The sequence below is a fragment of the Yoonia sp. 2307UL14-13 genome (assembly GCF_037572755.1).
Classification (GTDB): domain Bacteria; phylum Pseudomonadota; class Alphaproteobacteria; order Rhodobacterales; family Rhodobacteraceae; genus Yoonia.
The window spans coordinates 49,630-64,802 of record NZ_JBBIFZ010000011.1; the positions used below are offsets into that span (position 1 = coordinate 49,630).

A 15,173-nucleotide genomic window follows, 5' to 3' on the forward strand; every position below is an offset into this window, starting at 1 on the left:
CTATTTAGGACCTCTCCAGATCATCCCCGCGGGTCACTCCGCCAATCAGTTGGTAGCCCAGCAGATCGGCGATGTCATGCGGATCACGGGTCAGCGGCCCGCATGCGGCACGAAGGTCACGCAAGATGCGCTGCTCGCTGCGATAGGTCGCTTCTGCCTCGGCCACATTCAGCCATTGGAACCGCACTGGCGCGCCCGGCATGGCCTGCGCCACCTTGGGCAGGTCATCCGGAATCACCGTCCCGATCCGGGGGTATCCCCCGGTCGTCTGACCCTCGGACAACAGCACGTAGGGCACACCATCGCCCGTCATTTGCACGTCGCCGGGTACGATAAGATCCGACGCGATGTTGGGCTTGCCGTCCATCCCGAACGGTGCGCCGTCGTGGTCCATGCGGACACCTTGCCGGTTGCCCCGTGGGCTGCGGACAAAGGATGTACCCGCAAACCTTTCCAGGGTGTCTTGCGCAAAAAAATCCGTCTGTGGTCCCGGCATCAGACGGATCGTACCACCGCCAAGCCGGTCGACAACGGGCAAATGCCGTGGCCCGCCCAAAGGATCGTCGTCCGAACCAATCGGGATCGTATCGCCCTCTTTCAGCGGCGCCCCGATCCCCGCCGTCAGATGGGCCGCCCGGCTGTCCATGACTTTCGGCGTCAGAACGCCGCCCTTGAACGCCAGATAACCGAACACCCCCTGCCGTGCACCGCCGACACGCAAACGCTGGCCTGCGCGCAACGGGTGCGTCACGTTCAAAGCGACCGGCGCGCCGTCAATGTCGGCCTGCATTACTGCTCCGGTCAATGCGATCCGCGTGTCACTGCCGGTACTGAATGTGCCACCTGCCCCCATCATTTCGAGTACGGCATTGTCAGGTCCCGTCTCCAACAAGGCCGCGGCCTCCAAAAGCGCGAGCCTGTCAGCCGCGCCGCCACGCGAAAGCCCCTGAGCGGTCCAGCCCGGGCGGCCAAGATCCTGCACCGAAACACCGGGCGCAACGCCGTGGACCCGCAGCATCATGATGACCCATCCCGACATCGGGCGCCGCCGTCGGGGTCGCCTTCAGCACGCAACGCATCGATTTCATCGCCCGACGCAATCTCGAACGTCACGGTATCGCCGGGCGCGAAGGCGAACGGCTTTGCCGCGTCGGGGCGATAAACTTCGAATGCGGTCTGGCCGATATGCCGCCACCCCGTGGGTGCATCGGCGGCCCAGATGATCAACTGACGCACGGCAGTGATCAGTGCACCGCGCGGCAGGCTTTCAGTCAGACTGTCTTGCCGCGGCAGTTCCCACTGCGCGGGCAGCATCCCCATATAGGCCTGACCGGGGGCAAAACCGATGGCGATCACGCGCAGCTCGGCCGCGGTGATCTGGTCAATCGCCTGATCGGCGGTCAGGCCGGCCAAAGCGGCGGCCTCGGTCAGTTGCGGCGCATGTTCGGGGGCAAAGGACACCGGTATCGTCCAGTGGCGACCCCGTGGCTTTGCAGCCGCCACATCGATCTGCGGCACGACCTCGCGCAAAGCCGCCGTCACCGTCACGCGGTCGGTTACATCAGGGTCGAACGCCACACGGACCGACGTCAGGGATGTGGCGACCTCGATCACCCCCTTCAGACCAGCCGATCGCACCGCATCGCGAAAAGCCAGGGCCTTTACATTGGCCTCATCGTTCAACACACGGGCGAAACGCACAAGCACGCCATCGACGCCAAGCGGGCAGTATTCGGGAAAATGCGACGCTGTCATCGGGCGGTCATCCGTCCTGTTTTTGAAGGCCATGGGCCCGGACAAGACAAAGCCTAGTACGTTCCGTTCCGCTGGTTCAACCGTTCGAGGTTGACGATGGTCGACAACATCAGCCGGTCCTGTGACCAATCACCTGATCGCTGGATCGAAAGCGCGCCAAGGCCAACCGCGACGACCAACGGAACCAAAAGAACCGGCACGCACCATCTTTGACCGGGGACACCACCGACCTCGATCATCTGAACGATCCTGTGACGCAGGAAACGCGCATGCCCCCGCCCACGCGCCTGCAAAAGGGCCACGACAGGCATTTTCATCCCATCGCGTCGTTGGACAGCCTTGGCACATACCTGCAAAAGGCAATTCGCATAGTCCTGCACGCACAATCCCTTCCGCTGCATGACCTGCTGATCGCATGCCAGTTCGCGCTGTCGTTCGACCTGGCCTTTCCAATATCGCATCGCCGGATTGAACACGAAAAGCGGACGCAGGATTTCCAGCAGGCATTCCCATGTCAGATCGCCTTGCCTGACATGCTGAAATTCATGGGCCAGCGCGATGTGCAGATCGACAGGATTTTCCAACATCTCGGCCGGAAGGATGATGTAGTGATTTCGCAAACCTCGGGTCGAAAACGGTACCGATGCCGACTGTGTCAGGCGAACCTGCACCCGCCCGGCGGACCGCCAAAGATAACTGTGCTGCACCACCTGCCGGACCTGCGTGAGATTGCGGATCATCCGCAACGTGGCAAAACAGATGCCCGCCAGACCCATCGCCGCCACGATCTGTCCTGCAGTCGTCGACATCGTCGCGACCTCCAGCACGATCGTGTCCCGTGTGGCCAGCAGCGCCTCGAACGCGGTCGGTGCCATGGCAAAGTGGCCATCCAGATAGCCTGCGACCACAAGGTCAGACAGGTTCAAACCGACGGCATTGGGTGCCCAGAACATCGCAAGAAACGGGGCGATCGCGATCGCGACAAGCAGCCCGTAGATCAGTTGCAGCTGCACGTTATGGGCAGATCGCAACCTTGTCCTGATCAGGATCGTCTGGGCCGCAAACCAGATCAGCGCCCCGAGCGCAAGAATGATATTGGCATCGATATAGGCGTGCAGAATCGTCTCAAGGGGCATCATTTTCCAGTCTCCGCCGCAGCAACGCCTGTATTTCCTTGAGGGATTCTTCGGACAATCCGTCATCATCGACCAGACGGGCGACCATCGTGGCCGGTGTGCCATCGAACAACTTGTTCGACAGATCGCGCAGTGTCTTGGCCTGATAGGCATCCTTGGCCAGCACAGGCACGTAGATAAACGTCTTGCCCCGCTTGGTGCTGGTGACGAAACCCTTCTGCTCCATGATGCGCAGGATGGTCGCGGCAGATGTGTAGGCCAGATTGCGGTCAGGATTCAGCCGGGCCAGCACGTCGCGCACGCTGCCCTCACCCATCGCCCAAAGCTCTGTCATGAATTCCAGCTCGACTTCCGTCAAAAACTCGTTCCGCTTTTTCTGCCGCATCTATCGTCCTGTCACGTGTTGGTCTGCTCGTTCCCCCCACAAAGCAGTAAATACGAAAGGTGTATTATCTCCAAGCATCTCACACTTTCCAAAAGCAAAAGATCAGCCAGGCCATGGCAAGCCCCAGCGGAGCCCAAAGCGGCATGCCGAAAAAGCCAAGCCAGGCAAGAAAGATATATGCCGACCCCAGGAGCGAGATGAAAAGCCTGTCCCCAAGCGTCGTGGTCAGACCCAGCACGCCCCTGCGTTCCAGCCCATCCTTGTACCGGAACCCTTCCAGAACACCGATCAGGGCGATGGCAGCGAAAAGCGCGCAGAAGAACGCGAATGTGGCTGGGGTCCAGGCCATCCAGAAACTTGGCCATAGCGGCGCAGTCCACGAAAACGGCTCTTCTTCTTGATTGGCGGCGACATTGCCCCAACCCTGCGCCAATGCCGCGCCCGGCAACATGGCAAGGATGAAGATCAGGCGTTTCATCGGCACCTCCCTAAACCCGGCCCAGGGCAAAGCCCTTGGCGATGTAGTTCCGCACGAAATAGATCACGATAGCCCCCGGCACGATTGTCAGCGTGCCCGCGGCGGCAAGCAGCCCAAGCTCGTACCCCGCAGACGACGCCGTCTTGGTCATCGTCGCCGCGATGGGTTTTGCGTCCACCGCCGTCAGCGTCTTAGCCAGCAGCAATTCGACCCACGAGAACATGAAGCAAAAGAACGCTGCCACCCCGACCCCCGCCTTGATCGACGGCAGGAAAATCGTCACGAAAAAGCGCGGGAAGGAATAGCCGTCAACATAGGCGGTCTCGTCCAACTCCTTGGGCACTCCGCTCATGAATCCTTCCAAAATCCACACCGCCAGCGGAATGTTGAACAGGCAATGTGCCAAGGCCACGGCGATATGCGTGTCGAAAAGGCCAACCGCCGAATAAAGCTGAAAGAACGGCAAAGCGAACACCGCCGCCGGGGCCATCCGGTTGGTCAGGAGCCAGAAAAACAACTGCTTGTCGCCCAGAAAGCGATAGCGCGAGAATGCGTAGGCCGCAGGAAGCGCCACGGCGAGCGAGATCACCGTGTTGATCGACACGTAAAGGATCGAATTGATATAGCCCCAATACCATGTCGGATCGGTAAAGATCGTCTGGTAATTCTCCAACGTGAACGTCTGCGGGAACAGAGTGAACCCGGCGAGGATTTCGTTCGTCGTCTTGAAGCTCATCGAGATAAGCCAATAGATCGGCAACATCAGGAACAGGATGTAAGCGATCGGGATCAGGCTGCGCTTTTTCATTTCCCGTCATCCTTCGTCATCAACGTGTAGAACAGCCAAGACACCAGCAGCGTGATCGCGAAATAGATCAGGCTCATCGCTGCCGCCGGGCCCAGATCGAACTGACCCAGGGCGATCTTGACCAGATCGATCGACAGCAACGTCGTGGAGTTGCCGGGGCCACCACCGGTCAACACGAAAGGCTCTGTGTAGATGTTGAAGCTGTCCATGAACCGCAGCAGGATCGCGATGGTCAGCACCGTCTTCATCTTGGGCAGCTGGATATAGCGGAACACTTTCCACGGGCTCGCTCCGTCGATCTTGGCGGCCTGGTAATAGGCATCCGGAATCGACACCAACCCCGCATAAGCCAGCAACACCACGAGCGACGTCCAATGCCAGACATCCATGGCGACGATCGTGATCCAGGCCGCAAGCGGCTGTTGGGTCATGTCATAAGGCACGCCCAGCACGTCGTTCATGAAATAGCCCAGCATCCCGATCTTGGGCAGGGCAAAGATGTTCCACATCGACCCGACCACGTTCCACGGGATCAGCATGGGCAGCGCCATCAGGACAAGGCAGACCGGCACCCACGGCCCCTTGCGCGGCATGGACAGGGCGATGACGATGCCCAAGGGGATTTCGATCAGCAGGATGATCCCGGTGAACAGAAACTGACGGCCCAGTGCCGCGTGAAACCGTTCAGAGTTCAAAAGCTGTTCGAACCAGCCCAGCCCCTCCCAGAAGAACACATTGTTGCCGAAGGTTTCCTGCACCGAATAATTGACCACCGTCATCATCGGGATCAGCGCGTTGAAGGCGACCAGCAGCAGGACCGGCAGGACAAAGAACCACGCCTTCTGGTTTTCGGTTTTCATTCGTCTCTCTCCTGTCGCAGTCCCCGACGTGATCTGGGACCTCCTGTGCGATCTACGTTCAGATCCCGGATCAAGTCCGGGACTGCGTTACACCTCATTGTCCGGCCCGCGTGGCCAGCCACCCATCACGGTAAAGCCGCGTCTTGCTGGGCTCGAACGCCACATGCGTCGCCGCCCCCTGCAAGGGCGCCTCGCCCTCGATCACCGCCTTGACCGACGCATGGCCGACCTTCGCCTCGACCACCGCGTGGCGCCCCACATCAGACACCTTGTGCACGACCGCAGGCAGGCCCTTGTCGCCCAACGACACGAATTCCGGACGCACACCGATCTGGGTCACAGCGCCGACGCCCTGCTCAATCTCACCCTCAAGCGTGATCAGCGTGTTCTCGAAAAACGCCGCCCCGTCGCGCACCTCGCAAGGCAGCACATTCATGCCCGGCGACCCGATGAAATGCCCGACAAACGTATGCGCGGGCCGCTCGAACAATTCGACCGGCGTGCCGATCTGCACGACCTCGCCCTCTTGCATGACGACGACCTGATCGGCAAAGGTCAGTGCCTCGGTCTGGTCGTGGGTGACGTAGATCATCGTCGCCCGCACCTTCTGATGCAGTTCTTTCAGCTTGCTACGCAGCTTCCACTTCAGGTGCGGGTCGATGACCGTCAGTGGCTCATCGAACATGACGACGTTCACATCGTCACGGACAAGACCGCGCCCCATGGAAATCTTCTGCTTGTTGTCCGGCGACAGGCCCGCAGCCTTGCGGTCCATCATGTCGGTCACTTCCAACATCTCGGCGATGGCCATGACCCGCTGGTTCACCTTGGCCTCGTCCACCCCACGATTGCGCAGCGGAAAGGCAAGGTTATCGAACACGGTCATCGTGTCGTAGATAACCGGAAACTGGAACACTTGCGCGATGTTGCGCTGGTTCGGCGGCAGGCCGGTCACATCCTGACCATCAAACAGGATCTTCCCGTCCGACGGCGTCAGTAGCCCCGAAATGATGTTCAAAAGCGTCGATTTCCCGCACCCGGACGGGCCCAGCAATGCATAGGCACCGCCATCGGACCATTCCAGATCGATCTCTTTCAGGGCGTAATCCTCGGGCCCTTTCGGGTTGCGGTAGTAACTGTGCTTGAGGTCGGAAAGCGTGATCTTGGCCATCAGGCACCTCCTCCGGCAACGATCCGACCGTCTTCGGCGAACAAAAGACAGGCAGACGGATCAAGGTAAAACGGATGGTCCTCGCCCACCTCATAAGGATGCACGCCATGGGCCAGTGAGACCCAATCAGCGTCCGCCATGGCAAAATGCGCGCTGCTTTCCGACCCGCTCAGCTCGGTCACCAGCACCTTGCCGTTCAGCTTGACAGTATTGGCGGGGGTGGGGATCGGCGTCACGTGATGGGGACGGATCGCGACATGGTAATCGCCATCGGCCACATCCTTCATCTTGGCTGAATCCCACCGGGCACTTTCGCCCATGATCAGGGTACTGCCCTGTTTCGTCACCTTCGCCACGTTGATCGGCGGATCGGAAAACACCTTCGCCGCCATCAGCGTCTGTGGCTGGCGATAAATCTGCGCGGTCGGGCCGAACTGCACGACGTGGCCATCATTCATCAGGGCCGTCGATCCGCCCAACAGCAACGCCTCTTCCGGTTCCGACGTGGCATAGACAACGACCGCCCCGCGACCGGCAAACAATTCCGGCAACTGCTCGCGCAATTCCTCGCGCAGCTTGTAATCAAGGTTCGCCAGAGGCTCGTCCAGAAACACCGCCTGACTTTCCTTGGCAATCGCCCGCGCCAGCGCGGTGCGCTGCTGCTGCCCGCCTGACAATTCATGCGGGCGACGATGCAGCATCGGGCGCAGCTGCAGAATATCCGCCGCTTCTTCCACGCGGCCCTGAATTTCGGATTTCGGCATGCCTGCAACCTTCAGCGGGGAGGCGATATTGTCGAAAACGCTCATATGCGGGTAATTGACGAAAAACTGGTGGACGAGGCTGATATTGCGCTTTTGCGTGCTCTGTTTGGTGACGTCCTTGCCATTGATCGCGATGCTGCCAGATGCAATCGGATCCAGCCCAGCCATCATCTTGATCAGTGATGTCTTGCCCGCTCCCGTCTCACCCAACAACACGTTGAAATGGCCGGTCTCGAACGTCAGCGATACGGGTTTGATATGGGTCTGCCCGGCGACCACTTTGGTGATTTTGTTGAGTGTGATGGTCATGGTCTGCCCCTTGGTAGTGGTCGGGGCGCGAACGCCCCGACCGGAGTCGGCGCCACCCTAAAGCGGCACCCGACAGGGAGGTTACTGAGACGCCCAGCGCGCGACGAGGTCGTCATAGTTGACGGTCTCACCCTGCGGCTTCTCATTCTCCAGCGGGGGCTTGGCACCGCCATTGGCATACCAGAACTCCGCATCCTGTGGTTCGTTCAGGCGCGGACCACAGCCACCATAGACGTTGGCCGCCTCATCCGCCTGCTGCATCCGGGCCATCGTGATGTCCATCTCTTCGGCCAGACGATCCATGGCTTCCTGCGGCGTGAACGCACCGGAATTCACGTCGCCGATCTGCTGCCACCAGATTTGGGCCAGTTTGGGATAATCAGGCACGTTGATACCGGTTGGCGACCACGCCACGCGGTCGGGTGAACGATAGAACTCCACCAGACCACCAAGCTGCGGCGCACGTTCCGAAAACGATTCATGATTGACGGAACTGTCCCGGATGAAGGTCAAACCAACATGCGATTTCTTCACATCGACCGTCTTCGAAGTCACAAACTGGGCATAGAGCCATGCAGCCTGCGCGCGATCGGCCGGTGTGGATTTCAGGAAGGTCCAAGACCCCACATCCTGGTAGCCGACCTTCTGGCCCTCTTCCCAATAGGGACCGTGCGGGCTTGGGGCCATACGCCATAGCGGGTTGCCGTCTTCGTCCACCGTATTGTTCCCGGCGGAACGCGGGGCCACCATGTCGGCGGTAAAGGCGGTGTACCAGAAAATCTGCTGGGCCACGTTGCCTTGCGCCAACGCGGGCAGCGACTGATAGAAATCATAGCTCGCCGCACCCGGGGGTGCATATTTCCGCAGCCACTCATCCCACTTGCGGATCGCGTAAACCGCAGCAGGACCGTTCGCGGCACCACCGCGAGACACGGATGCACCGACCGGGTTGCAGGTGCCTTCCTCCATCCGGATGCCCCATTCATCGATGGGCACACCGTTCGGCTCACCCACAGACCCGGCACCGGCCATCGACAGCCAAGCATCGGTCATCCGCCAGCCAAGGTCGGGCGCGCGTTTGCCGTAATCCATGTGGCCATAAATGCGGACACCGTCGATTTCCTGGACGTCCTCGGTAAAGAACTCTGCGATATCCTCGTACGCGGACCAGTTGACCGGCACGCCCAGATCATAGCCGTACTTTTCCTTGAACTGCGCCTGCAGTTCTTCGTTGTCGAACCAATCCTTACGGAACCAATACAGGTTCGCGAATTGCTGATCGGGCAACTGATACAGGTTGCCATCCGGGCCGGTCGTGAACTGGATCCCCATGAAGTCATCCAGATCAAGCGTGGGCGACGTCGCGTCGGCCCATTCCCCCGCCATCATTTCGGTCAGGTTATAGGCCTGCTGCAACCGCGAATGGGTGCCGATCAGATCACTGTCATTGACGTATCCGTCATACAGGTTCCGGTTCGTCTGCATCTGGGTCTGCACCGCCTGAACGACCTCTCCTTCGCCCAGAATCTGGTGGTTCACCGTGATACCGGTGATTTCCTCGAAGGCTTTCGTCAGGACCTCGGATTCATATGAATGGGTTGGAATACCTTCGGAAAGTACATTGATTTCCATGCCCGCATACGGCTCTGCCGCCTGGATGAACCATTGCATTTCAGCAAGCTGTTCGTCCTTCGAAAGCGTGGATGGCTGGAATTCCTGATCAATCCAGCGCTGCGCCGCGGCCTCATCAGCCAATGCAGCATTGGACCCCGCAAGCACCGCTGTTACGGCTGCCGCGGAGAGCAGATACTTACGCATCTCGTCTCCTCCCTTGAGATTATGTAAGCCGGTTTTTGCCGACTGCCTTACCTTGGGTCGGTTTGCGGCACTTTGTCAAACTAAAATCTTAGTAATAAAATTATTTCCCTTAAGTAACTGTTTTTATTATTGAATGTTTGATGTCTGCCATTGACCGATGCGCCAACGTCATCCAATCGGGAACATGAACAGACGCAGATTCTCACCATTCCGTGATCAGACTCAGTCGTCTGGCAGCGGCTTTGTCGGACCCTGATCAAGGCGAAAAATGTGCGGCGCAATATCCTGCGGGAATATCTCACGGACCAGCGGATCGTGCCCCGGCACGATGAGGTCGCGTGCGGATGCCAGCCGTTCGAGTGTGTCGAACCCGTCAAGCATGTTCTGCAGATCGACGACGATCGGAAAGGGTTTCCGGGCAAACACGTTTTCATAAAAATGCGCGGCATCGGACGCCAGAACCAACCAGCCCGCATCTGTCCGCACGCGCACGGCCTGCAGACCGCGGGAATGGCCGCCGATACAATGGACAGTCACGCCGTCCGCGACCTGCGCATCGCCATCGTGAAAAACCACCTGACCCGCATAAAGCCGCTGCACAGCCTCGCAGATATGGCCCGCAGTAAACGGCATGCGCAGCGTGTCGCGGCACATGCAGGGGCCGGTGGCATAGGCCATCTCGGCCGCCTGCATATGCAGGGTGGCGTTGGGAAACAGATGCAATCCACCCGCATGATCGTAATGCAGATGGGTCACGATCAAGGTCGTGATATCAGCAGCCCGCAGACCAAGCGGCGCCAGCGCCACGTCAGGTGCCAGCCGAATGGGCCGATCACGCGCCGCGGCCTCGGCATCGTCATAGCCCGTATCGACCAGTATCACCTCATCCCCACGGCGCAGCACCCACATGAAATAATCTATGGGATGCGGAACATCGTGGTTATCGTCAAAGATGAAACTGTCACCACGAACGCGCGCATTGCGGTCGGCGTATTTGACGGCATGCACCTGCCAGGTTGTCATTCCACGACGGTATCCCAGGTTACCACCGTCTTTTCGGCGACCATGTCCGCTGTGGCAGCATCAAACGCCTGATAGTGGTCGGTCTCAAGGTGGGCATCAAACGCCCCCTTGTCGTCGTAAAGTTCATAAAGAAAAACAGCATCCGGATCCGCGCTATCGGTTGCCACATCAAATCTATGACAGCCCGGCTCCACCTCGAGCGAGGCTTTGGCATTACTCGTCATCAGCGGCATGAAGCTCTCCCGTGCGCCAGGCCGCAATCGCATAATCACACAAACCGCAAACATGAATGTCTCCCCAGTCTTGTTTACTTGGTTTTTTTGTATGGTCGAATTTAGTCAAAGCGCCGTCCCCTGGCGCTGTCTGCTTTAATTTCGATTTGGGCAGAAGACCCGAAAAATCATCAAGAGACAAGCCAATGCCGCGGAAATTTTCCCTATATTTCCAAGACTTGCCCCAAAGCGCTTTGCATACGGTAATCAAGGCGTCATTGCCGACCTGATTTTCGGACCCACCCAATAACGCATCACGGGACCGATGAAGGTTGATTTTCATTGTGCGATCTCGGCGGCCGTGACTATGCTTTTATATATACGAGTGCTTTACTGCATGTAATAATGCATGCATTAATGCCGTGAATCAAGAATGGAATGGATCATGGCACGAATGTTTAAGATTGCGGTTTTCGAAGGTGACGGAATCGGCCCCGAGATCATGAAACCGACGGTCGATATCCTCCGCGATCTGGCGAATGCAAGTGATGCCTATGACCTGTCGTTCGAAACCTTGCCCGCCGGCGCCGCCCATTATGCGGTAACCGGGGAAAGCCTGCCTGCCGCTTCGTTAGAGGCCGCAGGTAAAGCGGATGCGATCTTGCTATCTGCGATGGGCCTGCCCGATGTCCGCTATGAAGACGGTACCGAGATTTCACCCCAGATCGACTTGCGGAAGACGTTCCAGCTGTTTGCAGGGGTCCGCCCGGTGCGCATCGCACATGGGCAGCACAGTCCAATGAAAATACCGAACGGGCACGCGATCGATTTTGTCCTGATACGCGAAAGCACCGAGGGGCTGTTTCATTCTCAGGGCAAGGGCACCGTCACGACGGACAAGGCAGAGGAAACGATGCGCATCACGCGCGATGTATCCGAAAAACTGTTCCACTTCGCCTTTCAACTCGCCCGCGATCGCAAGGGTATGGGACAGGGCAAGGGGCGTGTGACCTGCGTGGACAAAGCCAATGTCTTCCGTGCCTTCGCGTTCTTTCGGGGGATCTTCGATGAAATCGCAAAGGATTTCCCCGATCTTCACGCTGATCATGCCTATGTTGACGCGACCGCACTATGGATGGTTCAAAAACCATGGGATTTTGATGTCATGGTGACGGAAAACATGTTCGGCGACATCCTGTCCGACCTTGGGGCAGGGCTGATGGGCGGGCTTGGCCTTGCGCCCTCTGCCGACATCGGCATGAACCACGCGGTCTTTCAGCCCTGCCACGGTTCTGCCCCCGACATCGCCGGGCTGGAAAAGGCGAACCCAATGGCAATGATTCTATCTGCTGCGATGATGCTGGAATGGCTTGGTCTGCGTCACGACATCCGCGCCATGACCACCGATGGCACCCGGCTGCGTGGCGCCGTCGAAAACATCATGGCCGAATGTAAGACGATCACGCCCGACTTTGGCGGCATCGCGACGACCGGCCAGGTCGCCCAAGCCGTCAGTGCCGCGCTGGCAACATGACGTTAAGGGTCGCCTGTGCCGGTGCGGGCTATTTCAGCCAGTTCCATATCGACAGCTGGCAAAGGATGGACCATGTCGCACTTGTCGGGGTCTGCGATCTCGATGGACGCAAGGCACAAGCGACCGGAGCACCGGCATTCGACGACCTGCAACGAATGCTGGACCAGACCCGGCCCGATATCCTCGACATCATCCTTCCGCCGCCCGGGCACGCCGCAACGATCAAAACGGCGCTTAAGGCGGGACCAAAGGCGATCATCTGTCAAAAGCCGTTCTGCACCAGCCTGGCCGAGGCAGAAGAGATCGCCGGCGCGGCCGAAGCCGCCGGTATCCCTCTGATCATCCACGAAAATTTCCGGTTTCAGCCGTGGTTCCGGTTCATCCGGTCCTTTATCGCCGACGGTCATCTGGGTGACATCTTGCAAGTCACATTCCGCCTCCGCCCCGGTGACGGCCAGGGCCCGGATGCCTATCTGGACCGGCAACCCTCTTTTCGGTCGATGCCGGAATTCCTGATCCACGAAACCGGTATCCACTATGTGGACGTCTTCCGTTACCTTCTGGGCGAACCCAGCCATGTCTATGCCGACCTGCGCCGGATCAACCCCGTCATCGCGGGTGAGGATGCGGGCTATGTCATATTCGATTATCCGTCCGGTGCCCGCGCGCTGCTGGACGGAAACCGCAACGCCGACCACGATGCCGACAATCTGCGGCGCACGATGGGTGAGGGTTTGATCGAAGGAACGGGGGGGACACTGACCCTTTCGGGCGATGGTTCTGTTACGTTCAGGGCCTTCGGCACTCTGGAAAAACGACAGGCCCTCGCCCCCGATCAACACCAGGGATTTGGCGGTGACTGCGCTAACGCCTTGCAATTACATGTCGTTTCGGGCCTGATAGAGGGACAAGGGTTTGAAAACACGGCCTCTGAATATCTGCGTGTCATCAGAACAAAGGAGGCAATTTACAGGTCACATATGACACGGGCGAAGGTGAGGGTTTAGCAATGGCGACGACAGGCGGGAAGACGAAAAGCAATTCGGTCATCGCTGTGGAACGCCTGAGAGAACTGATATTTTCCGGGGAGTTACCTGCGGGGTCCGACCATCTGGAAAGCGAATTGGCCACCCGTCTGGGCATGTCGCGGACGCCTGTCCGAGAGGCCGCGCTGACGCTGGAAGGTCAAGGATTGCTGCAGGTCCGTGCCCGCAAGGGCGTGCGGATTTTGCCGATCTCGATCAAGGACATGGAAGAGATTTACGACGTCCTGTCCGCGCTGGAAAGCATGGCGGCCGCCAACGCCGCTGGTCAGGGGTACGGCGCTAACGATTTGAAAGAACTTGAAAAAACCATCACGGATATGGAGGCTGGACTGGCCGCCGAAAATCGCGAGGCCTGGGCGGATGCCGATGATCGGTTTCACACCGAACTCGTCCGGCTAGGCGGCAACAGCCGCGTGATGGCCATCGTGGCGCGGATGGTCGATCAGGTGCGGCGGGCCAAATCGGTGACGCTGCATATGCGGCCCCTGCCCCTGCAATCGAACCGCGATCATCAACAGGTGGTCGAGGCGATCAAGTCGGGCGATGCTGCGCGCGCGCGCCAGATCCATGCCGAACACCGGGCCGCGGCGAAGGATATGCTGATCAATCTGCTGCGCCAGAACCGGCTGCATATGCTCTGAAATCAGCGATCGGAATTCCGTCGGACCTCTGCGTACGTATCGTTGCCACAGAGTTAACGAATAAGATGCATGGTCGTCACAAAGGAGATGCCCATGCCCCGATCGACCAAAGCGCAGCGTATTGCCAGAAACCGCATCGCCCGCTTTCTTCATCAAGAGCTGATGACGCCGGAGGACATATCGCTCGCACTTAGGGATAAAGTGCCCGCATCATGGCACACGCTTGAGCATGATATGGATGTGGAAGAACCCAAGGTAAAGGTTTCTTTGCTTTTGGATCAAAGCGTCGCCCGTTTCTATCGAGGGATGGGAAAGGGCTATCAGGCCCGTATCAACCGCATTCTTGCCCTATGGGCACAAATGAAGATTGCCGATGCGCTTCAGGCGGAAAAGGCGGTGACGGATCACTTGAAGATGCTGAATGAGGCTGGATTGCCCGACGAGGGGCAATAGCCCGATGGTCGTGATTGATTACTTGAACATCGGGGCAGGACGGGCTGCGCTGAACGACATGCGCAGGCGGGCGAATGTCAGGATCATGGTCAGAATACCGGTCCCGAAATAGATCAAGATCGTTTCGGAAAACGTGAAACCCAGCAAACCATAGCTCAACGTCGCGGTGAGCAGTGCAACCATGCTTCCCAAGATCATTGCTACAATAGCCATATCATCATCCCTCTGATGTCCTGTACTTAAGTTAGCTGCTGAAACGGGGCAGAAATGAGGGGAATTTGCGCAGTTTTCGCGCAGATATGATAAACAGCTGTTCATCTAACGCTACGGAACGCTGTGAAAATGGCGGAAATGTGGAGTTTTGGTTGACGTTGGCGCGCTTTGATAGCCCGTCGCGCTAGAATCGGTAATGCGCGCAGATGGCGTGTTAATCATCGCCTTAGCTGCACATTCCCACGACCGCGGCATAGTCCGTCTCGAACGTGATATCCCAGGCCTCTCGTTCAAAGCCCTTTAGGTCGCTGGGCGGCCTCGCCATAAATTCGACCCAACCGCCCCGCGCCCCGAATGCGTTTTCCCCACTGACCTCTCCACAAACCCAACCTGTCCGCTGACCTATTGTTATATTTCTGAAAGTGGCCGATTGGGGGTCGCGTAACCGATTGACGACCTCTTGCTTCCATTCCGGAACGAACAGTTGGTCGAAGACACCACCAACATACAAAACCGATCCACCAACGATCAGACCGGATAGAATGATTGCCGAAGCTACTAGTCGCA

18 protein-coding genes are annotated in these 15,173 nt (G+C 58.5%); 4 read left to right on the top strand and 14 right to left on the bottom strand.

The annotated features are described in order from the left end of the window. Positions 1-4: 4 nt before the first annotated feature. The 13 genes from V8J85_RS19080 to V8J85_RS19140 form a co-directional block, all read right to left on the bottom strand. Entirely contained in the window at positions 5-1,039 is a 1,035-nt protein-coding gene (locus V8J85_RS19080) for a 5-oxoprolinase subunit C family protein (protein WP_339955375.1), read from the bottom strand. Continuing rightward, positions 1,018-1,788 carry a 5-oxoprolinase subunit B family protein gene (locus tag V8J85_RS19085; RefSeq protein WP_339955376.1) on the bottom strand — a complete coding sequence of 257 codons (771 nt, stop codon included), beginning with the start codon at positions 1,786-1,788 and terminating at the stop codon, positions 1,018-1,020. Before V8J85_RS19085 ends, V8J85_RS19080 begins: the two co-directional genes overlap by 22 nt. A gap of 20 nt (positions 1,789-1,808) precedes the next feature. Further along, a complete protein-coding gene (locus V8J85_RS19090) occupies positions 1,809-2,894 on the bottom strand; it encodes a M56 family metallopeptidase (RefSeq protein WP_339955377.1) in 1,086 nt (361 codons plus the stop codon). Further along, a complete protein-coding gene (locus V8J85_RS19095) occupies positions 2,881-3,276 on the bottom strand; it encodes a BlaI/MecI/CopY family transcriptional regulator (protein WP_339955378.1) in 396 nt (131 codons plus the stop codon). Before V8J85_RS19095 ends, V8J85_RS19090 begins: the two co-directional genes overlap by 14 nt. 79 nt (positions 3,277-3,355) lie before the next feature. Then, positions 3,356-3,754 carry a DUF2160 domain-containing protein gene (locus V8J85_RS19100; RefSeq protein WP_339955379.1) on the bottom strand — a complete coding sequence of 133 codons (399 nt, stop codon included), beginning with the start codon at positions 3,752-3,754 and terminating at the stop codon, positions 3,356-3,358. A 10-nt stretch (positions 3,755-3,764) separates the two neighbouring features. Continuing rightward, positions 3,765-4,562 (bottom strand): carbohydrate ABC transporter permease, encoded by a 798-nt coding sequence (locus V8J85_RS19105; protein WP_339955380.1) that lies wholly within the window; start codon positions 4,560-4,562, stop codon positions 3,765-3,767. Then, complete coding sequence (locus tag V8J85_RS19110; RefSeq protein WP_339955381.1) at positions 4,559-5,422, bottom strand: carbohydrate ABC transporter permease; 864 nt, start codon at positions 5,420-5,422, stop codon at positions 4,559-4,561. Before V8J85_RS19110 ends, V8J85_RS19105 begins: the two co-directional genes overlap by 4 nt. A 94-nt stretch (positions 5,423-5,516) precedes the next feature. Then, the gene (locus tag V8J85_RS19115; protein WP_339955382.1) at positions 5,517-6,593 is read right to left on the bottom strand and encodes an ABC transporter ATP-binding protein; all 1,077 of its coding nucleotides are present in this window, start codon (positions 6,591-6,593) and stop codon (positions 5,517-5,519) included. Then, complete coding sequence (locus V8J85_RS19120) at positions 6,593-7,666, bottom strand: ABC transporter ATP-binding protein (RefSeq protein ID WP_339955383.1); 1,074 nt, start codon at positions 7,664-7,666, stop codon at positions 6,593-6,595. Before V8J85_RS19120 ends, V8J85_RS19115 begins: the two co-directional genes overlap by 1 nt. A gap of 81 nt (positions 7,667-7,747) precedes the next feature. Next, positions 7,748-9,484, bottom strand: coding sequence for an ABC transporter substrate-binding protein (locus V8J85_RS19125; RefSeq protein WP_339955384.1), 1,737 nt, complete (start codon positions 9,482-9,484; stop codon positions 7,748-7,750). 222 nt (positions 9,485-9,706) lie between these two features. Beyond that, a complete protein-coding gene (locus V8J85_RS19130) occupies positions 9,707-10,507 on the bottom strand; it encodes an N-acyl homoserine lactonase family protein (RefSeq protein WP_339955385.1) in 801 nt (266 codons plus the stop codon). Then, complete coding sequence (locus V8J85_RS19135) at positions 10,504-10,794, bottom strand: putative quinol monooxygenase (RefSeq protein WP_339955386.1); 291 nt, start codon at positions 10,792-10,794, stop codon at positions 10,504-10,506. Before V8J85_RS19135 ends, V8J85_RS19130 begins: the two co-directional genes overlap by 4 nt. After that, entirely contained in the window at positions 10,721-11,062 is a 342-nt protein-coding gene (locus V8J85_RS19140; RefSeq protein WP_339955449.1) for a hypothetical protein, read from the bottom strand. The genes V8J85_RS19135 and V8J85_RS19140 overlap by 74 nt, the downstream gene beginning before the upstream one ends. 102 nt (positions 11,063-11,164) lie before the next feature. On the opposite strand from V8J85_RS19140, the gene V8J85_RS19145 reads away from it, so the two are divergent. The 4 genes from V8J85_RS19145 to V8J85_RS19160 all read left to right on the top strand — a co-directional run bounded on the left by V8J85_RS19145 (position 11,165) and on the right by V8J85_RS19160 (position 14,393). Next, positions 11,165-12,253, top strand: coding sequence for an isocitrate/isopropylmalate dehydrogenase family protein (locus tag V8J85_RS19145; RefSeq protein ID WP_339955387.1), 1,089 nt, complete (start codon positions 11,165-11,167; stop codon positions 12,251-12,253). Further along, positions 12,250-13,260, top strand: coding sequence for a Gfo/Idh/MocA family protein (locus V8J85_RS19150; protein ID WP_339955388.1), 1,011 nt, complete (start codon positions 12,250-12,252; stop codon positions 13,258-13,260). Before V8J85_RS19145 ends, V8J85_RS19150 begins: the two co-directional genes overlap by 4 nt. A gap of 2 nt (positions 13,261-13,262) precedes the next feature. Further along, positions 13,263-13,940 carry a GntR family transcriptional regulator gene (locus V8J85_RS19155; RefSeq protein WP_339955389.1) on the top strand — a complete coding sequence of 226 codons (678 nt, stop codon included), beginning with the start codon at positions 13,263-13,265 and terminating at the stop codon, positions 13,938-13,940. A 93-nt stretch (positions 13,941-14,033) separates the two neighbouring features. After that, the gene (locus V8J85_RS19160; protein WP_339955390.1) at positions 14,034-14,393 is read left to right on the top strand and encodes a BrnA antitoxin family protein; all 360 of its coding nucleotides are present in this window, start codon (positions 14,034-14,036) and stop codon (positions 14,391-14,393) included. An 18-nt stretch (positions 14,394-14,411) separates the two neighbouring features. On the opposite strand, the gene V8J85_RS19165 is transcribed toward V8J85_RS19160, so the two are convergent. Continuing rightward, a complete protein-coding gene (locus tag V8J85_RS19165) occupies positions 14,412-14,606 on the bottom strand; it encodes a hypothetical protein (RefSeq protein WP_339955391.1) in 195 nt (64 codons plus the stop codon). Between the last annotated feature and the right edge of the window lie 567 nt (positions 14,607-15,173).